The 15,369-nt window shown below is 71.4% G+C and carries 15 protein-coding genes and 1 pseudogene; 15 read left to right on the top strand and 1 reads right to left on the bottom strand.

Annotated elements, in window-relative coordinates:
- Window positions 1–79 precede the first annotated feature (79 nt).
- The 6 genes from arc (at window position 80) to prcA (ending at window position 6,269) form a co-directional block, all read left to right on the top strand.
- A complete protein-coding gene (arc, locus tag L6E17_RS03060; RefSeq protein WP_236239208.1) occupies window positions 80–1,846 on the top strand; it encodes a proteasome ATPase in 1,767 nt (588 codons plus the stop codon).
- A 279-nt stretch (window positions 1,847–2,125) separates the two neighbouring features.
- Complete coding sequence (gene dop, locus L6E17_RS03055) at window positions 2,126–3,637, top strand: depupylase/deamidase Dop (RefSeq protein WP_236239207.1); 1,512 nt, start codon at window positions 2,126–2,128, stop codon at window positions 3,635–3,637.
- Between the two features lie 144 nt (window positions 3,638–3,781).
- Complete coding sequence (locus L6E17_RS03050) at window positions 3,782–4,000, top strand: ubiquitin-like protein Pup (RefSeq protein WP_236239206.1); 219 nt, start codon at window positions 3,782–3,784, stop codon at window positions 3,998–4,000.
- Window positions 4,001–4,138: 138 nt separating this feature from the next.
- Window positions 4,139–4,651, top strand: coding sequence for an endonuclease VII domain-containing protein (locus L6E17_RS03045; protein ID WP_236239205.1), 513 nt, complete (start codon window positions 4,139–4,141; stop codon window positions 4,649–4,651).
- Window positions 4,603–5,451: a proteasome subunit beta gene (gene prcB, locus L6E17_RS03040; RefSeq protein WP_236239204.1), complete on the top strand. Its 849-nt coding sequence runs from the start codon at window positions 4,603–4,605 to the stop codon at window positions 5,449–5,451. The genes L6E17_RS03045 and prcB overlap by 49 nt, the downstream gene beginning before the upstream one ends.
- Before the next feature lie 35 nt (window positions 5,452–5,486).
- Window positions 5,487–6,269, top strand: a complete 783-nt coding sequence (prcA, locus tag L6E17_RS03035) for a proteasome subunit alpha (RefSeq protein ID WP_236239203.1) — start codon at window positions 5,487–5,489, stop codon at window positions 6,267–6,269.
- 57 nt (window positions 6,270–6,326) lie between these two features.
- On the opposite strand, the gene L6E17_RS03030 is transcribed toward prcA, so the two are convergent.
- Window positions 6,327–7,358 (bottom strand): LacI family DNA-binding transcriptional regulator, encoded by a 1,032-nt coding sequence (locus L6E17_RS03030; protein ID WP_236239624.1) that lies wholly within the window; start codon window positions 7,356–7,358, stop codon window positions 6,327–6,329.
- A 140-nt stretch (window positions 7,359–7,498) separates the two neighbouring features.
- Between L6E17_RS03030 and L6E17_RS03025 the strand changes: the two genes are divergently transcribed.
- The 9 genes and pseudogenes from L6E17_RS03025 to tatA all read left to right on the top strand — a co-directional run bounded on the left by L6E17_RS03025 (window position 7,499) and on the right by tatA (window position 15,347).
- Window positions 7,499–8,821, top strand: coding sequence for an MFS transporter (locus L6E17_RS03025; protein WP_236239202.1), 1,323 nt, complete (start codon window positions 7,499–7,501; stop codon window positions 8,819–8,821).
- 219 nt (window positions 8,822–9,040) lie between these two features.
- Window positions 9,041–10,402 (top strand): Pup--protein ligase, encoded by a 1,362-nt coding sequence (gene pafA / locus L6E17_RS03020; protein WP_236239201.1) that lies wholly within the window; start codon window positions 9,041–9,043, stop codon window positions 10,400–10,402.
- Between the two features lie 242 nt (window positions 10,403–10,644).
- On the top strand, window positions 10,645–11,625 hold the full coding sequence (locus L6E17_RS03015) for an FKBP-type peptidyl-prolyl cis-trans isomerase (protein ID WP_236239200.1): 981 nt from the start codon (window positions 10,645–10,647) through the stop codon (window positions 11,623–11,625).
- Between the two features lie 44 nt (window positions 11,626–11,669).
- Window positions 11,670–12,041: an FKBP-type peptidyl-prolyl cis-trans isomerase gene (locus L6E17_RS03010; protein WP_236239199.1), complete on the top strand. Its 372-nt coding sequence runs from the start codon at window positions 11,670–11,672 to the stop codon at window positions 12,039–12,041.
- A 182-nt stretch (window positions 12,042–12,223) separates the two neighbouring features.
- Window positions 12,224–13,274, top strand: a pseudogene (locus L6E17_RS03005) (helix-turn-helix transcriptional regulator).
- Between the two features lie 98 nt (window positions 13,275–13,372).
- Window positions 13,373–14,332, top strand: coding sequence for a YafY family protein (locus L6E17_RS03000; RefSeq protein ID WP_236239198.1), 960 nt, complete (start codon window positions 13,373–13,375; stop codon window positions 14,330–14,332).
- A 47-nt stretch (window positions 14,333–14,379) separates the two neighbouring features.
- Window positions 14,380–14,652, top strand: a complete 273-nt coding sequence (locus L6E17_RS02995; protein WP_236239623.1) for a hypothetical protein — start codon at window positions 14,380–14,382, stop codon at window positions 14,650–14,652.
- A gap of 20 nt (window positions 14,653–14,672) precedes the next feature.
- Window positions 14,673–14,876, top strand: coding sequence for a hypothetical protein (locus tag L6E17_RS02990; RefSeq protein ID WP_236239197.1), 204 nt, complete (start codon window positions 14,673–14,675; stop codon window positions 14,874–14,876).
- A 180-nt stretch (window positions 14,877–15,056) separates the two neighbouring features.
- On the top strand, window positions 15,057–15,347 hold the full coding sequence (gene tatA, locus L6E17_RS02985) for a Sec-independent protein translocase subunit TatA (RefSeq protein WP_236239196.1): 291 nt from the start codon (window positions 15,057–15,059) through the stop codon (window positions 15,345–15,347).
- Window positions 15,348–15,369: the final 22 nt, after the last annotated feature.

The raw sequence follows: 15,369 nt of genomic DNA, 5'->3' as shown, positions 1-15,369 counted from the left end.
TGTGATCTAGGGGTTTCAATCACCACCCACGCAGGTAGGGTCTGGAAGCGTCCAGCTCCCCTTGGAGGAGGTGAGGACCGTGGCAGCCCACGACGACGACATCAACCGCGGCATCCGGCCGGGGCGGGGGTCTGACGACCCTGCCGGACAGGTCGCCTATCTAGAGCAGGAAATCGCCGTCCTGCGACGCAAGCTCGCCGACTCTCCGCGGCACACGAGGATTCTCGAAGAGCGGATCGTCGAGCTGCAGACCAACCTGGCCGGCGTGTCCGCACAGAACGAGCGGCTCGCCAACACGCTCCGTGAAGCCCGCGACCAGATCGTGGCCCTCAAGGAAGAAGTCGACCGGCTCGCACAGCCGCCCGCCGGCTTCGGCGTCTTCCTCCAGGCCAACGACGACGGCACCTGCGACATCTTCACCGGAGGCCGTAAACTCCGCGTGAACGTCAGCCCGAGCGTGGACCTCGACGAGCTGAAGCGCGGCCAGGAGGTCATGCTCAACGAAGCGCTCAACGTGGTCGAGGCCATGGAGTTCGAGCGCGCCGGCGACATCGTCACCCTCAAGGAGATCCTGGAGGACGGCGAGCGCGCCCTGGTCATCGGCCACACCGACGAGGAACGAGTCGTACGGCTCGCCGAGCCCCTGCTGGACGCCACGATCCGGCCCGGCGACGCCCTGCTCCTCGAACCCCGCTCCGGTTACGTCTACGAAGTCGTCCCCAAGAGCGAGGTCGAGGAACTCGTCCTCGAAGAGGTACCGGACGTCGACTACAACAAGATCGGTGGCCTGGGCAACCAGATCGAGCTGATCCGCGACGCCGTCGAGCTCCCGTACCTCTACCCCGACCTGTTCCAGGAGCACGAGCTGCGCCCGCCCAAGGGCATCCTGCTCTACGGGCCGCCCGGCTGCGGCAAGACCCTCATCGCCAAGGCCGTCGCGAACTCGCTCGCCAAGAAGGTCGCCGAGGTCACCGGCCAGCCCGCGGGGAAGAGCTACTTCCTCAACATCAAGGGCCCCGAGCTCCTCAACAAGTACGTCGGCGAGACCGAGCGGCACATCCGCCTCGTCTTCCAGCGGGCCCGCGAGAAGGCGAGCGAGGGCACCCCCGTCATCGTCTTCTTCGACGAGATGGAGTCCCTCTTCCGCACCCGCGGCTCCGGCGTCAGCTCCGACGTCGAGAACACCATCGTCCCGCAGCTCCTCGCCGAGATCGACGGCGTCGAGGGCCTGGAGAACGTCATCGTCATCGGCGCCTCCAACCGCGAGGACATGATCGACCCGGCGATCCTGCGCCCCGGCCGCCTCGACGTCAAGATCAAGATCGAGCGCCCGGACGCCGAGGCCGCCCGGGACATCTTCGCCAAGTACCTCACCCCGACCCTGCCCCTCCACGCCGACGACCTGGCCGAGCACAGCGGCGACAAGGACGCCGCCGCCGAGGCCATGATCCAGTCCGTGGTCGAGCAGATGTACGCCGAGTCCGAGGAGAACCGCTTCCTCGAGGTCACCTACGCCAACGGCGACAAGGAAGTCCTGTACTTCAAGGACTTCAACTCCGGCGCCATGATCCAGAACATCGTGGACCGGGCCAAGAAAATGGCCATCAAGGCCTATCTCGACCACAACCAGAAAGGCATCCGCGTCTCCCACCTCCTCCAGGCCTGCGTGGACGAGTTCAAGGAGAACGAGGACCTGCCGAACACCACGAACCCCGACGACTGGGCCCGCATCTCCGGAAAGAAGGGCGAGCGGATCGTCTTCATCCGCACCCTCGTCACCGGAAAGCAGGGCGCGGACACCGGCCGCTCCATCGACACGGTGGCGAACACCGGCCAGTACCTGTAAAAGAACCAGCGACACCACCTGCGAAACGCAGCGCGGCTGCGGATGTCCCGGCGCCCCACGGGGCACGGCATCCGCAGCCGCCTGCTTTCCCCGCGGCTCGGTCACGTACACACCCGACCGACCAATGACCCAATCGATCTCCCCCCCAGCGCAAAGGCGCTCTAGGCTCTTCCGTACCGCCGATGCGCGCGTGCGGGGTCGGGCACCGCACAGGCATCGGGGAACCGGTACCGGAGCGCCGTTCCCACCGACGGAACGCCGCCGGGCAAGGAGGGCCGCATGACCGTACGGCGAGTAATGGGCATCGAGACGGAGTACGGAATCTCCGTCCCAGGGCACCCGAACGCCAATGCCATGCTCACCTCGTCCCAGATCGTCAACGCCTACGCGGCGGCGATGCACCGGGCGCGCCGCGCCCGCTGGGACTTCGAGGAGGAGAACCCGCTGCGTGACGCCCGCGGCTTCGACCTCGCCCGCGAAGCCGCCGACGCCAGCCAGCTCACCGACGAGGACATCGGCCTCGCCAACGTCATCCTGACCAACGGCGCCCGGCTCTACGTGGACCACGCCCATCCGGAGTACAGCGCCCCCGAGGTCACCAATCCGCGCGACGCCGTCCTCTGGGACAAGGCCGGCGAGCGGATCATGGCCGAGGCCGCCGAACGGGCCGCCCAGCTCCCCGGCGCCCAGCCCATCCACCTCTACAAGAACAACACCGACAACAAGGGCGCCTCCTACGGCACGCACGAGAACTACCTGATGAAGCGGGAGACGCCCTTCTCCGACATCGTGCGGCACCTGACGCCGTTCTTCGTCTCCCGCCAGGTCGTCACCGGCGCCGGCCGCGTCGGCATCGGCCAGGACGGCCAGGAGCACGGCTTCCAGATCAGCCAGCGCGCCGACTACTTCGAGGTCGAGGTCGGGCTGGAGACGACACTCAAGCGGCCCATCATCAACACCCGCGACGAGCCGCACGCCGACGCCGAGAAGTACCGCCGCCTCCACGTGATCATCGGCGACGCCAACCTCTCCGAGATCTCGACGTATCTGAAGCTGGGCACCACCTCCCTGGTCCTCTCGATGATCGAGGACGGCTTCATCACCGTGGACCTGGCGGTCGACCAGCCCGTACGGACCCTCCACCAGGTGTCGCACGACCCCGGCCTCCAGCGGCTGATCACCCTGCGCAGCGGCCGGACACTCACCGCGGTGCAGCTCCAGATGGAGTACTACGAGCTCGCCCGCAAGTACGTGGAGGACCGCTTCGGCACCGACGCGGACGAGCAGACCAAGGACGTCCTCTCCCGCTGGGAGGACACCCTGAACCGCCTGGAGAACGACCCCATGAGCCTCTCCGGCGAGCTGGACTGGGTCGCCAAGCGGGAGCTCATGGAGGGCTACCGGCGCCGCGACGCGCTCGACTGGGACGCGGCCCGCCTGCACCTGGTGGACCTCCAGTACGCCGACGTGCGCCCCGAGAAGGGCCTGTACAACCGCCTGGTGGCCCGGGGCAAGATGAAGCGGCTCCTGACCGAGGACGACGTCGAGAGGGCCGAGAAGCAGCCCCCTGAGGACACCAGGGCCTACTTCCGCGGCCGCTGCCTGGAGCAGTACGCCGACGACGTCGCCGCGGCCTCCTGGGACTCGGTGATCTTCGACCTCCCCGGCCGCGACTCCCTCCAGCGGGTGCCGACGCTGGAGCCGCTGCGCGGTACGAAGGCGCACGTGAAGGACCTGCTGGACCGCTGCCGCAGCGCCGAGGAGCTGGTGCGGGTCCTTTCCGGCGGCTGAGACAGGCTTCCCGGGGGCCGCCGCAGGGAATCATGAAGGTGGCCCCCCGACGTTCAGAAAGACAGGGCCGATGTCGGACCCGGCTAGTAGGGTCTGATCTTGAGACACCTGACCAAGCGGGCATATCCAAGCGGGGTGAGGGAAATGGCGACCAAGGACACCGGCGGCGGCCAGCAGAAGGCCACACGCTCCACCGAGGAGGTCGAGGAGCAGGCGCCCGAGGCGCAGGCTTCGGAGGACCTCAAGGAGCGTCACGAGAAGCTCAGCGACGACGTGGACTCCGTCCTCGACGAGATCGACGACGTCCTCGAGGAGAACGCCGAGGACTTCGTGAGGTCCTTCGTGCAAAAGGGTGGAGAGTAAAGGCACGCTGGCTCAGCTTCCTTTGAATCGAAGCTGAGTCGATCCGGGGGGAAAGTGGCAGAGCAAGCGGAAGAAGTGAAGCGCTGCTCGCGGTGTGGTGGATCGAAGCCGCGGGCAGCCTTCGCGAACAACAGGTCCATGCGTGACGGACTTCAGGCGTACTGCCGCGCCTGCCAGGCCGAGCACTACCGGCAGCGCCAGGAATCCAGGGGGCTGACCGTACGGATCAGGGTGCCCACCCCCCGGGGCTGCAAGAGGTGCCCGCAGTGCGCCGAGGTGAAGCCGCACTCGGAGTGGGAGCGCAACAAGAGCTCCTCCGACGGATGGGCGAGCTACTGCCGGGACTGCCGTGCCCGGAGGAACCGCCAGAGCTACTTCCAGCGCAAGTACGGCATCACCGAGGCCGAGCTCGACGCGATGATCGAGGCGCAGGGCGGGGTCTGCGTGATCTGCTTGTCCGCCCCGCCCGAGCATGTGGATCATTGTCACGAGACCGGTAGGGTCCGTGGCGTGCTGTGCTTCAGCTGCAACGCGGCACTGGGGCAGTTCAAGGACCGACCGGACGCCATGAGGCGGGCGGCCGACTACGTGGAAGGAAACTTGTGGAAGCCAACACTCGAACCACAGGGCGTCTGCCGGCTGCCTTCCTGACGCCCGGGTCCTCGTCCTTCATGGACTTCCTGGGCGAGCACTCGCCCGAGCTGCTGCCGGGGCGGCGGGTGCTGCCGCCCGTGCAGGGAGCGATCGAGGTGCCGCACGGGACGACGATCGTCGCCGTCACGTTCCCGGGGGGCGTCGTGCTGGCCGGTGACCGGCGGGCCACCATGGGCAACATGATCGCGCAGCGGGACATCGAGAAGGTGTTCCCGGCGGACGAGTACTCGGCGGTCGGCATCGCCGGCACGGCCGGCCTCGCCGTGGAGATGGTGAAGCTGTTCCAGCTGGAGCTGGAGCACTTCGAGAAGGTCGAGGGCACCCAGCTCTCCCTGGAGGGCAAGGCGAACCGCCTGTCCACCATGATCCGCAGCAACCTGGGCATGGCCCTGCAGGGCCTGGCGGTGATCCCGCTGTTCGCCGGGTGGGACCTGGACCGCGAGCGGGGCCGGATCTTCTCGTACGACGTCACCGGCGGCCGCTCGGAGGAGCAGCAGGGGTACGCCGCCACGGGCTCGGGCTCGCTCTTCGCGCGCGGCTCCATGAAGAAGCTGTACCGCGAGGACCTCACCGAGCAGCAGGCCGTCACCCTGGTGGTGCAGGCGCTGTACGACGCGGCGGACGACGACTCCGCGACGGGCGGCCCGGATGTGGCCCGCAGGATCTTCCCCATCGTCAGCGTGATCGGCGACGAGGGCTACCGGCGGCTCACGGAGGAGGAGTCCGCCGAGGTGGCCCGGTCGGTCCTGGAACGCCGCCTGGAGCACCCGGACGGCCCGCGCGCCGCGCTGCTCTGATGTACCCGCCACTGACAGAAAGGGACGGATAGCCGGTGTCGACGCCGTTCTATGTCTCACCCCAGCAGGCCATGGCCGACCGGGCGGAATACGCCCGCAAGGGCATCGCCCGGGGCCGCAGCCTCGTCGTGATGCAGTATGCCGACGGCATCGTCTTCGTCGGCGAGAACCCGTCCCGCGCGCTGCACAAGTTCAGCGAGATCTACGACCGGATCGGTTTCGCGGCCGCCGGCAAGTACAACGAGTACGAGAACCTGCGCATCGGCGGTGTCCGCTACGCCGACCTGCGCGGCTACACCTACGACCGGGGCGACGTCACGGCCCGCGGCCTCGCGAACGTGTACGCGCAGACGCTGGGCACGATCTTCTCCAGCGCGGGGGAGAAGCCGTACGAGGTGGAGCTGGTCGTCGCGGAGGTGGGTGAGGCGCCGGAAGGCGACCAGATCTACCGCCTGCCGCACGACGGGTCGATCGTCGACGAGCACGGTTCGGTGGCGGTCGGCGGGAGCGCCGAGCAGATCGGCAGCTTCCTGGACCAGCGGCACCGCGACGGCATGTCGCTGGCCGAGGCGCTGAAGCTGGCGGTGCAGGCGCTGTCGCGGGACAACAGCGGCAGTGAGCGGGAGATTCCGGCGGAGCGGCTGGAGGTCGCGGTGCTGGACCGCACGCGGCCGCAGTCCCGCAAGTTCAAGCGGATCGTCGGGCGGCAGCTGGCCCGGCTGCTGGCGGCGGAGGAGCCGGCGAGCACGCCGACGGACGCCGACTCCGACGAGGCGGAGGGTGAGGGGCCCGCGGGTCCCGGTGTCGCCAAGCTGTAGTCCGCGGGTCGTTCGTGCCCCGGTTCGCCTGTCGGGCGGGCCGGGGCGCGCGTGTGCTCAGGGGGCGGCGGGAGGCGGCGCCGTGGAGCCGCGGACCATGAGGGTGACCGGCAGGTCCCCGGCCTCGGCGGGGCGGTCCTCCAGGACGGCGAGGAGGGCTTCCATGCCGCGTTCCCCGATGCGCTCGGCGGGCAGCCGCACGGTGGTGAGCTCGGGTTCGACCGCGGTGGCGAGGGCGAGGTCGTCGAAGCCGGTGACCGACACGTCCTCGGGGACGCGCAGGCCGAGGCGCCGCGCGGCCTTGCAGGCGCCGGCGGCGATCAGGTCGTCGTCGCAGATCAGGGCGGTGGGCCGGGGGCCGGGTGCGGTGAGGGCCCGTTCGGTGGCGGTCCGCGCGGCGGCCACGTCCAGCGGGCTGGCCGCGGTGCGCAGCAGGACGCCCGGGTGGCCGTTCAGGCAGGCGGCCAGGGCCCGGGCGCGGACGTGGAAGGTCCAGGACGGGACGGCCGACGCCAGGTGCAGGAAGCGGCGGTGGCCGAGGGCCAGCAGGTGGTCGGTGACCTGCCGCATCCCGTCGGCGACGTCGAGGTTCACCCGGGCGGCGGGTCCGGGGTCGGCGGGGTCGCTGTCGAGCATCACGAGGGGCAGTGCGGTGCCGCGGATGGCGGCGAGGGCGTCGGCGGCCATGGAGGAGGCGATGACGCCGTCGAGGGCGGCGCGTGCCGAGGCGAAGGGGTCCCTGGCCGGTCCTGTGCCCTCGGGGGAGGGGTAGAGGACGACGCCGAAGTCGTGGCGGGCGGCGACGGCGGCGGCGCCGCTGTAGACGCGGGCGAAGAACTCGTTGGTGAGGGCGGGGACGACGAGCAGGGCGGTGCGGGTGCGGCCGAGCCGCAGGGTGCGGGCCGCGAGGTTCGGGCGGTAGCCGAGGTCGGCGGCGGTGCGGCGGACGAGCTCGGCGGTGCGCTCGGAGACCCGGCCGCGGTGCTTCCCGCCGAGGACGAGGGAGACGGTGGCCTGGGAGACGCCGGCGGCGCGGGCCACGTCGCGGCTGGTGGGCCGGGCCGCGCCGGGGGGTTCCGTGGCCTTCACGTCGGTCTCCTCGCCGTGGTGGTCGCTGGGGTGCGTGTCGTGCGGCTGGACCGCGGGACTGCGGACATGGTACGTATGACGCACCACGACGTTATACGTAAAACCCCGGTACGGAGCCGAGGAGAGGGGCAGGGCCGGACATGGGCGCGGCAGGCGCGGGCGGGTACGCCGACATACTCAGGGCCCCCCATGCCGCGCGGCTGCTCGCCGGCACGCTGGTGGGGCGGCTGCCCAACGGCACGGGGCACATCGCGATCGTGCTGTTCACCCGGGCGGAGGGCGGCAGCTACACCCTGGCGGGGGTGCTGGCGGCGGTGTACGGCCTGGCGACGGCCGTGGGCCAGCCGGTGCTCGGCCGGGCGGTGGACCTGCACGGGCAGCCGCGCGTGCAGCTCCCGGCGGCCGCGGTGTCGGCGCTGGGCATGGCCGCACTGGCGGCGGTCGGGGTCGCCTCCCTGCCGCTCGCGTTCGCGGCGGTGGTCGTGGCGGGCCTGTTCACCCCGCCGCTGGAAGGCGGTCTGCGGGCGCTGTGGCCGAGCGTGCTGGGCCGGGAGGACCGGGTGCACCGGGCGTACGCGCTGGACGCGGTGGCCCAGGAGGTCATGTACACGGTCGGACCGCTGCTGGTGACGCTGCTGGTGTGGCTGTGGTCGCCCGCCGCCGCGCTGCTGGTGATCAACGCGCTGGGGCTGCTGGGCGCCCTGTCGGTGGTCGTGTCGGCGCCGTCGCGGGCCTGGCGGTCGGAGCCGCGGGAGGCCCACTGGCTGGGCGCGCTGCGGTCGCCCGGTCTGCTGGCGCTGCTGGCCGCGTTCTTCTTCGTGGGACTGGCGCTGGGCTCCATCACGGTGGCGGCGCTGGCGTACGCCGAGAACGGGAACGGCGGCGAAGGCACGTACGGGGTGCTGATGGCCGCGCTGGGCCTGGGAGCGCTGGTCGGCGGTCTGGTGTACGGGGCGCGGCCGTGGGCGGGTGCGCCGGAGGCGCGGCTGCGGGTGCTGGCGGGGCTGCTGGCGCTGGGGTACGTGCCGCTGCTGCTGACGCCCGGACCGGTGGCGATGGCGGTGCTGTCGGCGGTGGCCGGGGTGTTCCTGGCGCCGGCCATCGCCTGCGCGTTCCTCGTGGTGGACCGGCACGCTCCGCGGGGGACCGTGACGGAGGCGTTCTCGTGGCTGGTGACGACGTTCGGCGTCGGAGCCTCGGTGGGTACCGCGGCGGCGGGTCCGGCGGTGGAGCTGGTGGGTGTTCCGGCGGGGTTCGCGGTGGCGGTGGCGGGCGGGGCGGCCGCGCTGGCCGTGCTGGCGGCGACCTCGCGGGTGCCGGCGCCGCCGGCCGCCGCGGGCGCGGCCGCCGTCGTTCGTGCGGAGGCCCCGCCCGCCGGGCCGGACGGCGGCCCGGGGGTCCGGGCCGAGCGGAAGGGCGCCGCGCCCTCCGCGGATCCGGCCGCCGCACCCGTCGAGGGATGAGCCGGAGGGGGCGCCGGGCCCCTTCGAGGGCGGGCGCGGGCCGACCGCCGGACGCTTCGAGGGGTGGGCAGGAGGCCGGCCGCCGACGCGTCCGGGGGCAAGCCGCGGGGTCCCGGTGCCGCCGCCCGGGCGGAGCAGCGGGTGCCTGTTTCGGGAATCGAGTGAAACGGTCCTGCCGAACCCGGTTTCAGGTACGGCCCTGAGGCGTAATGTTCAGTCATGGACCGCCGCATTTTCGGGCTGGAGAACGAGTACGGCGTCACGTGCACGTTCAGGGGACAGCGCCGGCTGTCGCCGGACGAAGTGGCGCGCTACCTCTTCCGCCGTGTCGTGTCATGGGGCCGCAGCAGCAACGTGTTTCTGCGCAACGGCGCCCGGCTCTACCTCGATGTGGGGTCGCATCCGGAATACGCGACGCCGGAATGCGACAACGTGGTGGAGCTGGTCACGCATGACAAGGCCGGCGAGCGCATTCTGGAAGGTCTGCTCGTGGACGCCGAACGCCGCCTGCACGAGGAGGGAATCGCGGGCGACGTCTACCTGTTCAAGAACAACACCGACTCGGCGGGCAACTCCTATGGTTGCCATGAGAACTATCTCGTCGCGCGGCACGGCGAGTTCTCGCGGCTCGCGGACATCCTGATCCCGTTTCTCGTCACGCGGCAGTTGCTGTGCGGGGCGGGAAAGGTGCTGCAGACGCCGCGGGGCGCCGTCTACTGCGTCAGCCAGCGCGCTGAGCACATCTGGGAGGGCGTCAGCTCGGCGACCACCCGCTCCCGGCCGATCATCAACACCCGGGACGAGCCGCACGCCGACGCGGAGCGGTACCGCCGCCTCCACGTCATCGTCGGCGACTCGAACATGTCCGAGACGACCATGCTGCTGAAGGTCGGCGCCACCGACCTCGTCCTGCGGATGATCGAGGCGGGCACCGTCATGCGCGACCTCACGCTGGAGAACCCGATCCGGGCGATCCGCGAGGTCAGCCACGACATCACGGGTCAGCGGAAGGTGCGCCTGGCCAGCGGCCGGGAGGCGTCCGCGCTGGAGGTGCAGCGGGAGTACTTCGAGAAGGCGGCCGACTTCGTCGACCGGCGCGGGATCCGCACGGGCGTCGTCGCCCAGGTGCTGGAGCTGTGGGAGCGCACTCTGGAGGCCATCGAGACGGAGGACCTGGACCGCATCGGCACGGAGATCGACTGGGTCATGAAGTACAAGCTGCTGGAGCGCTACCGCGCCAAGCACAACATGACCATGTCGCACCCGAGGATCGCGCAGATAGACCTCGCCTACCACGACATCCACCGCCGCCGCGGGCTGTACTACCTGCTGGAGAAGAAGGGGCAGGCGGCGCGGGTCTGTAACGACCTGAAGATCTTCGAGGGCAAGTCCGTGCCGCCGCAGACGACCCGGGCGCGGCTGCGGGGCGACTTCATCAGGCGGGCCCAGGAGCAGCGCCGGGACTTCACCGTCGACTGGGTGCACCTGAAGCTGAACGACCAGGCGCAGCGCACGGTGCTGTGCAAGGACCCGTTCCGTGCGGTGGACGACCGCGTGGAGAAGCTCATCGCCGGGATGTGACCCGGTCGGCGGCGGACCGCCGGCCCGCGGGCCCCGCACCGTTCGCGCGGTGCGGGGCCCGCGGTGCGTCCGCCCCGGCGGCGGGCCGGGAGCCGCCCCGGCGGCGGGGCGGGAGGGTGTCCCGGGTCGAGCGGAACGCGACGGGAGGCGCGTACGTTGCTCGTGTGACGCGTCGCGGACGCCGTAGAGTGGCGCGCACGTCAACCGCAAGATCGATCCCACGACCAGATACGAGGCTACCCGTGCGCCGTCGCTCCGTTCTTCTCGCCGTGCCCGCCGGCCTGCTCGCGCTCGCCGGATGCGGGGACGGCAGTTCCGACAAGGTCGAGTCCGGCGGCAGCCCGTCGCCCGACGCGTCTCCGACGGCGGGTGCGAAGGTCGTGGACGGCCCGCTGCCGGAGATCACCGCGGGGACGAAGTTCGGTGAGAAGCCGACGGTCGCCAAGGGGGCGGGGAAGCCGTCGGGCGATCTGGCGGTCAGGACGGTCCTGCCCGGTTCGGGCGCCGCGCTCGCGGAGGGCGACTACGTCCAGGCCCACTACCTGGGCCAGATCTGGGACACCGCGAAGGTGTTCGACAACTCGTACGACCGCAAGGCGCCGCTGCTCATCCAGCTGCAGCAGGGCTCGGTCATCGACGGCTGGCGGGTCGGCCTGGCCGGGAAGAAGGTCGGCAGCCGTGTCGAGATGGCCGTGCCGCCGGCCCTCGGCTACGGCGAGGAGGGCCGCGGCGACATCAAGGGCACCGACACGATGGTCTTCGTGATCGACGTGCAGGGCTCCTTCAACGGCAAGAGCTCGGCCAAGGGCGAGGAGGTGCCGCAGACCGACGCGAAGCTGCCGAAGGTCGGCACCGGCACCGACGGCAAGGCGCCCGAGATCACCGTGCCGAAGGGAGCGGCGCCGAAGGAGCTCGTCTCGCAGTACGTCCTGGAGGGCGACGGCGAGGAGGTGAAGCTGGAGGACACGCTGCTGCTCCAGTACAAGGGCGTCCTGTGGGACGGCGGCAAGGAGTTCGACTCCACCTACTCGCGCGGCCAGCTCGCGCAGTTCCCGCTGCAGCAGCTCATCAAGGGCTGGCAGGACGGTCTCGCCGGCAAGAAGGTCGGCAGCCGCGTGATGCTGGTGGTGCCGCCCGAGCTGGGCTACGGCGACCAGGGCTCCGGGCAGATCCCGGCGAACTCCACGCTGGTCTTCACGCTCGACATCCTCGCGAAGATGTAAGACTGTGCGGGTTACGCACTTTGGCGATCAACAGGAGCATTTTCGTGAGCATCGACAAGCCCGAGGTCGACTTCCCGGGTGGCGAGCCGCCGGCCGATCTGGAGATCAAGGACATCTGGGTCGGCGACGGCCCGGAGGCCCAGGCGGGCTCCGTGGTGAAGGTCCACTACGTGGGTGTGTCCTTCTCCACCGGTGAGGAGTTCGACGCCTCCTGGAACCGCGGCACCCCGCTGCAGTTCCAGCTCGGTGTCGGCCAGGTCATCCCGGGCTGGGACAACGGCGTGCAGGGCATGAAGGTCGGCGGCCGACGCCAGCTGATCATCCCGCCGCACCTGGCCTACGGCGACCGCGGCGCCGGCGCCAAGATCGGCCCCGGCGAGACGCTGATCTTCGTCTGCGACCTCGTCGCGGCCTGATCCGTACGCCCCCCGAGGGCCCGCGCCCCCCGGCGCGGGCCCTCGGCGCGTTCCGGCCCGCCTGCCGCGCCACGTGTTCGAGGGCGCGGGCGCGACTTTTGCCAGGACACCCCGGGGCGGTACGGTCATCGGGCGATAGTGACTCGCGATAGTGACTCCATACGAAGAGGTGCTGGGCGTCGATGGCCATTGCCAAGGCCGAGCGGCTGATGAATCTCGCGCTGTGCCTGCTGGGCACCCGGCGACCGCTCAGCAAGCGTGAGCTGCGCGACTCCATCGAGGCATACGTCGAGGCCTTCGGGCCGGGCCGGGCAGCGGCCTTCGGGCCGGGCCGGGCAGCGGCCTTCGGGCCGGGCCGGGCGGCGGGGGCCGGTGACGGCGCGGCGCAGCCGAGCGAGGACGCGTTCAACCGCATGTTCGAGCGGGACAAGGACGACCTGCGGGAACTGGGCCTTGTCATCGAGACGGTGGAGAACCTCGACGGGGAGATCGGCTACCTGGCCCGCCGCGACTCCAACCGGCTGCCGCCCGTCCGCCGACGCCGAGGAGGCCGCCGCCCTCGGCCTGGCCGCCAAGGTGTGGCAGCAGGCCCGGCTCGCCGGCGCCGCCAGCGGCGCCCTGCAGAAGCTGCGCGCCGCCGGGATGCCCGAGGCGGACGAGCCGTACGAGGACCGCGCGGGCGCCCTGGAGCCGCGCATCCCCGTCCGCGAGGCCGCGTTCGAACCGCTGATGCTGGCCTGCCGCGACCGGCGGCCGGTGGTTTTCGACTACCGCAAGTCCAACTCCGCGCGCGCCGAGACCCGTCAGGTCGAGCCGTGGACGCTGGAGTGCTGGCGCGGTCACTGGTACCTGGCGGGCTGGGACCGGGACCGCGGTGCCGGGCGGGTCTTCCGCCTGTCCCGCATCACCGGCAAGGTCCGCTCCCGGGCGGGCAGGTTCACGGCTCCGGTGCCGGACGTGTCCACCGTGCGGGAGACCGTGGAGCGCTGGGCGGGCGAGAGCGCGACGCGTACGGCGCGGATCCGGCTGCGCGGCGGCTGCGGCTACCCGCTGCGCGCCCGCGCCCTGTCCGTGCGGGACCGGGGCGACGGCTGGGACGTGTTGGAGATCCCGTACGGGCACGGCCTCGACGCGTGGCTCGTCGAGTTCGGGCCCGACGTCGTCGTCGAGGAGCCGGCCGACCTGCGGGCCGACGTGGTGGCCCGCCTGCGGGCCGTGGCCGAGAGCCGCTGAACGGCCCACCGACGGACCGCGTACGGATGCGTACGGACTGACTGCCGGCACGGCCGGTGCTGCTGGGACTGCTGAGGGAACGGACGGACGAGCGAGCGATGGCGCCGAACGCGATCGACCAGACCAGGAGGATGCTCTCCCTGGTGACCTACCTGCGGGAACGCCCCGGCGCGCACGTCGGGGACGTCGCCCGCGCCTTCGGCATCACTGAGGCCGAGCTGGTCGCCGACCTCGACGTCCTGCCGATGTGCGGCACCAGCTTCCGCGGCGGTGACCTGCTCGACATCGACACGGACGGCGAGCAGATCTGGTGGCACAACCCCGACGACGTGGCCGAGCCGCTGCGCCTGGCCGCCGACGAGGCCACCGCGCTGCTGGTCGCCGCCCGCGCCGTGGCCACCCTGCCGGGGCTGCGCGAGGGCGACCGCGAAGCCCTGCTGCGGGCCACCGCCAAGCTGGAGGCCGCGGCGGGCGAGGCCGCCGGCGCCAGTTCCCGGCTGTCGGTGACCTTCGAGTCGGAGGGCGGGGTGTTCGCCGAGGTCGACCGGGCCATCTCCGAGCGGCGCAGGCTGTGGCTGCGCTACTACTCGCCGGCGCGGGACGAGCTGACCGAGCGCGAGGTCGACCCGATCCGGCTGTTCGCCGTGGGCCACACCTACATGGAGGCGTGGTGCCGCCTGTCGGAGGCACGGCGCACCTTCCGCCTCGACCGGGTGGCCGAGATCCGCATCCTCGACGAGGCGTCGGCTCCTCCGGAGATCGAGCTGCGCGACCTGTCCGAGGGCCTGGTCCAGCCGTCGGCCGACGACCCGGAGGTCGTGGTCGAGGTCGGGCCGGGCGGCCGCTGGGTCGCCGAGTACTACCCGCACGACAAGGCGGAGGAGCTGTCCGGCGGCGGGCTGCGGATCACCCTGCGCACCCCGGACCCGGCGTCGCTGCGGCGGCTGGCCCTGCGGCTGGGCCGCGACGGGCGGATCGTGTCGCCGGCCGGTCTCGCCGAGAGCGCCCGGCAGGCGGCGCGGGAGGCGCTCGCCGCGTACGACGAGCCGGCGGCGTGACGTACAGGCAGGCGACGGAGACGGGGGAGAGCAGAGCCATGGGCGACATGGGAGAGAGGGCGGACGCGCCGCTGCTGTCCGGCGTCCCCGCACCGCGCGACCCGGTCCTCTTCAAGGCGGCCTGTCCCGAGTGCCGCGCCCGCTTCGAACTGTCCGCCGGGTCGCTGAGGCTGGCCATCGGCGCCAGCCACCGCACCACCTTCTACACCTTCACCTGCCCGGAGTGCGGCTCGGCCGTCCGCAAGCCGGCGGGGGAGCGGATCATCGAGCTGCTCACCGGCGGCGGGGTGCGGACGCTGCGGCTCCACTCCACCGTCTGAGACGGGATACGCTCTCCCGCATGCTCTGGCCCATGCTCGCCGTCGCCCTCGGGTTCCTGGGGACCGCCGTCCTCGGCGTCCTCGGGATCCGGGTGTTCATCGAGGCCCAGCGCCTCGGCCGCCAAGTGACGCACGCCACAGAGCGGATCGGCTGCGCCGCCGACGAGCTGGAGCGTGCGGCGACCGGCCTGGCCCGCGCCGGTGAGGCCCTGCCCCGGCGCTGACCGGGCCGTTCACCACCCCGAACGTGCAGGTACGGGCCTTGCGCAGCGGCCCCGGAGGTATTCCGGGGCATTGCCGGGTGTTTACCCACGAGGGTTACGATGAGGATTCGTGCGGGCGGTTCCCCTGGCCTGCACCCGCACCTCCCGGTTCAGACGACCTCGGTCAGAAGGTAGGCAGTCATGGGGTTTCAGAACGTAGGCATCTGGCAGCTCCTCATCATCGTGGGGCTCATCGTGCTGCTCTTCGGCGCCAAGAAGCTGCCCGAGGCCGCCCGTTCCCTGGGCAAGTCGGCCCGCATCCTGAAGAGCGAGGCCGCGGCGATGAAGAAGGACGGCGCCTCCGCCGGCGACACCCAGCACAGCGGCGGCACCGCGGAGCAGACCGCCGCGCCGAGGACCATTCAGGCCGCCCCCGGTGACGTCGCCTCCGCCCGCCCCGTCGAAGAGCCGAAGCGCACCACGCAGGGCTGACGCGCCCCCGTTCACCGCGGGG

It is taken from the genome of Streptomyces sp. CC228A, assembly GCF_021390935.1.
Taxonomy (GTDB): domain Bacteria; phylum Actinomycetota; class Actinomycetes; order Streptomycetales; family Streptomycetaceae; genus Streptomyces.
The sequence above is the reverse complement of the archived record's forward strand: the minus strand, read 5'-3'. Positions and strand labels throughout refer to the sequence as shown.

Coding starts and splice junctions, on each gene's coding strand:
- L6E17_RS03025 (WP_236239202.1), top strand. CDS start 7,499: ATGGGCGCGGCAGGCGCGGGCGGGTACGCCGACATACTCAGGGCCCCC.
- L6E17_RS03000 (WP_236239198.1), top strand. CDS start 13,373: ATGGCGCCGAACGCGATCGACCAGACCAGGAGGATGCTCTCCCTGGTG.
- L6E17_RS03050 (WP_236239206.1), top strand. CDS start 3,782: ATGGCGACCAAGGACACCGGCGGCGGCCAGCAGAAGGCCACACGCTCC.
- L6E17_RS02995 (WP_236239623.1), top strand. CDS start 14,380: ATGGGAGAGAGGGCGGACGCGCCGCTGCTGTCCGGCGTCCCCGCACCG.
- dop (WP_236239207.1), top strand. CDS start 2,126: ATGACCGTACGGCGAGTAATGGGCATCGAGACGGAGTACGGAATCTCC.
- L6E17_RS02990 (WP_236239197.1), top strand. CDS start 14,673: ATGCTCTGGCCCATGCTCGCCGTCGCCCTCGGGTTCCTGGGGACCGCC.
- tatA (WP_236239196.1), top strand. CDS start 15,057: ATGGGGTTTCAGAACGTAGGCATCTGGCAGCTCCTCATCATCGTGGGG.
- pafA (WP_236239201.1), top strand. CDS start 9,041: ATGGACCGCCGCATTTTCGGGCTGGAGAACGAGTACGGCGTCACGTGC.
- L6E17_RS03045 (WP_236239205.1), top strand. CDS start 4,139: ATGCGTGACGGACTTCAGGCGTACTGCCGCGCCTGCCAGGCCGAGCAC.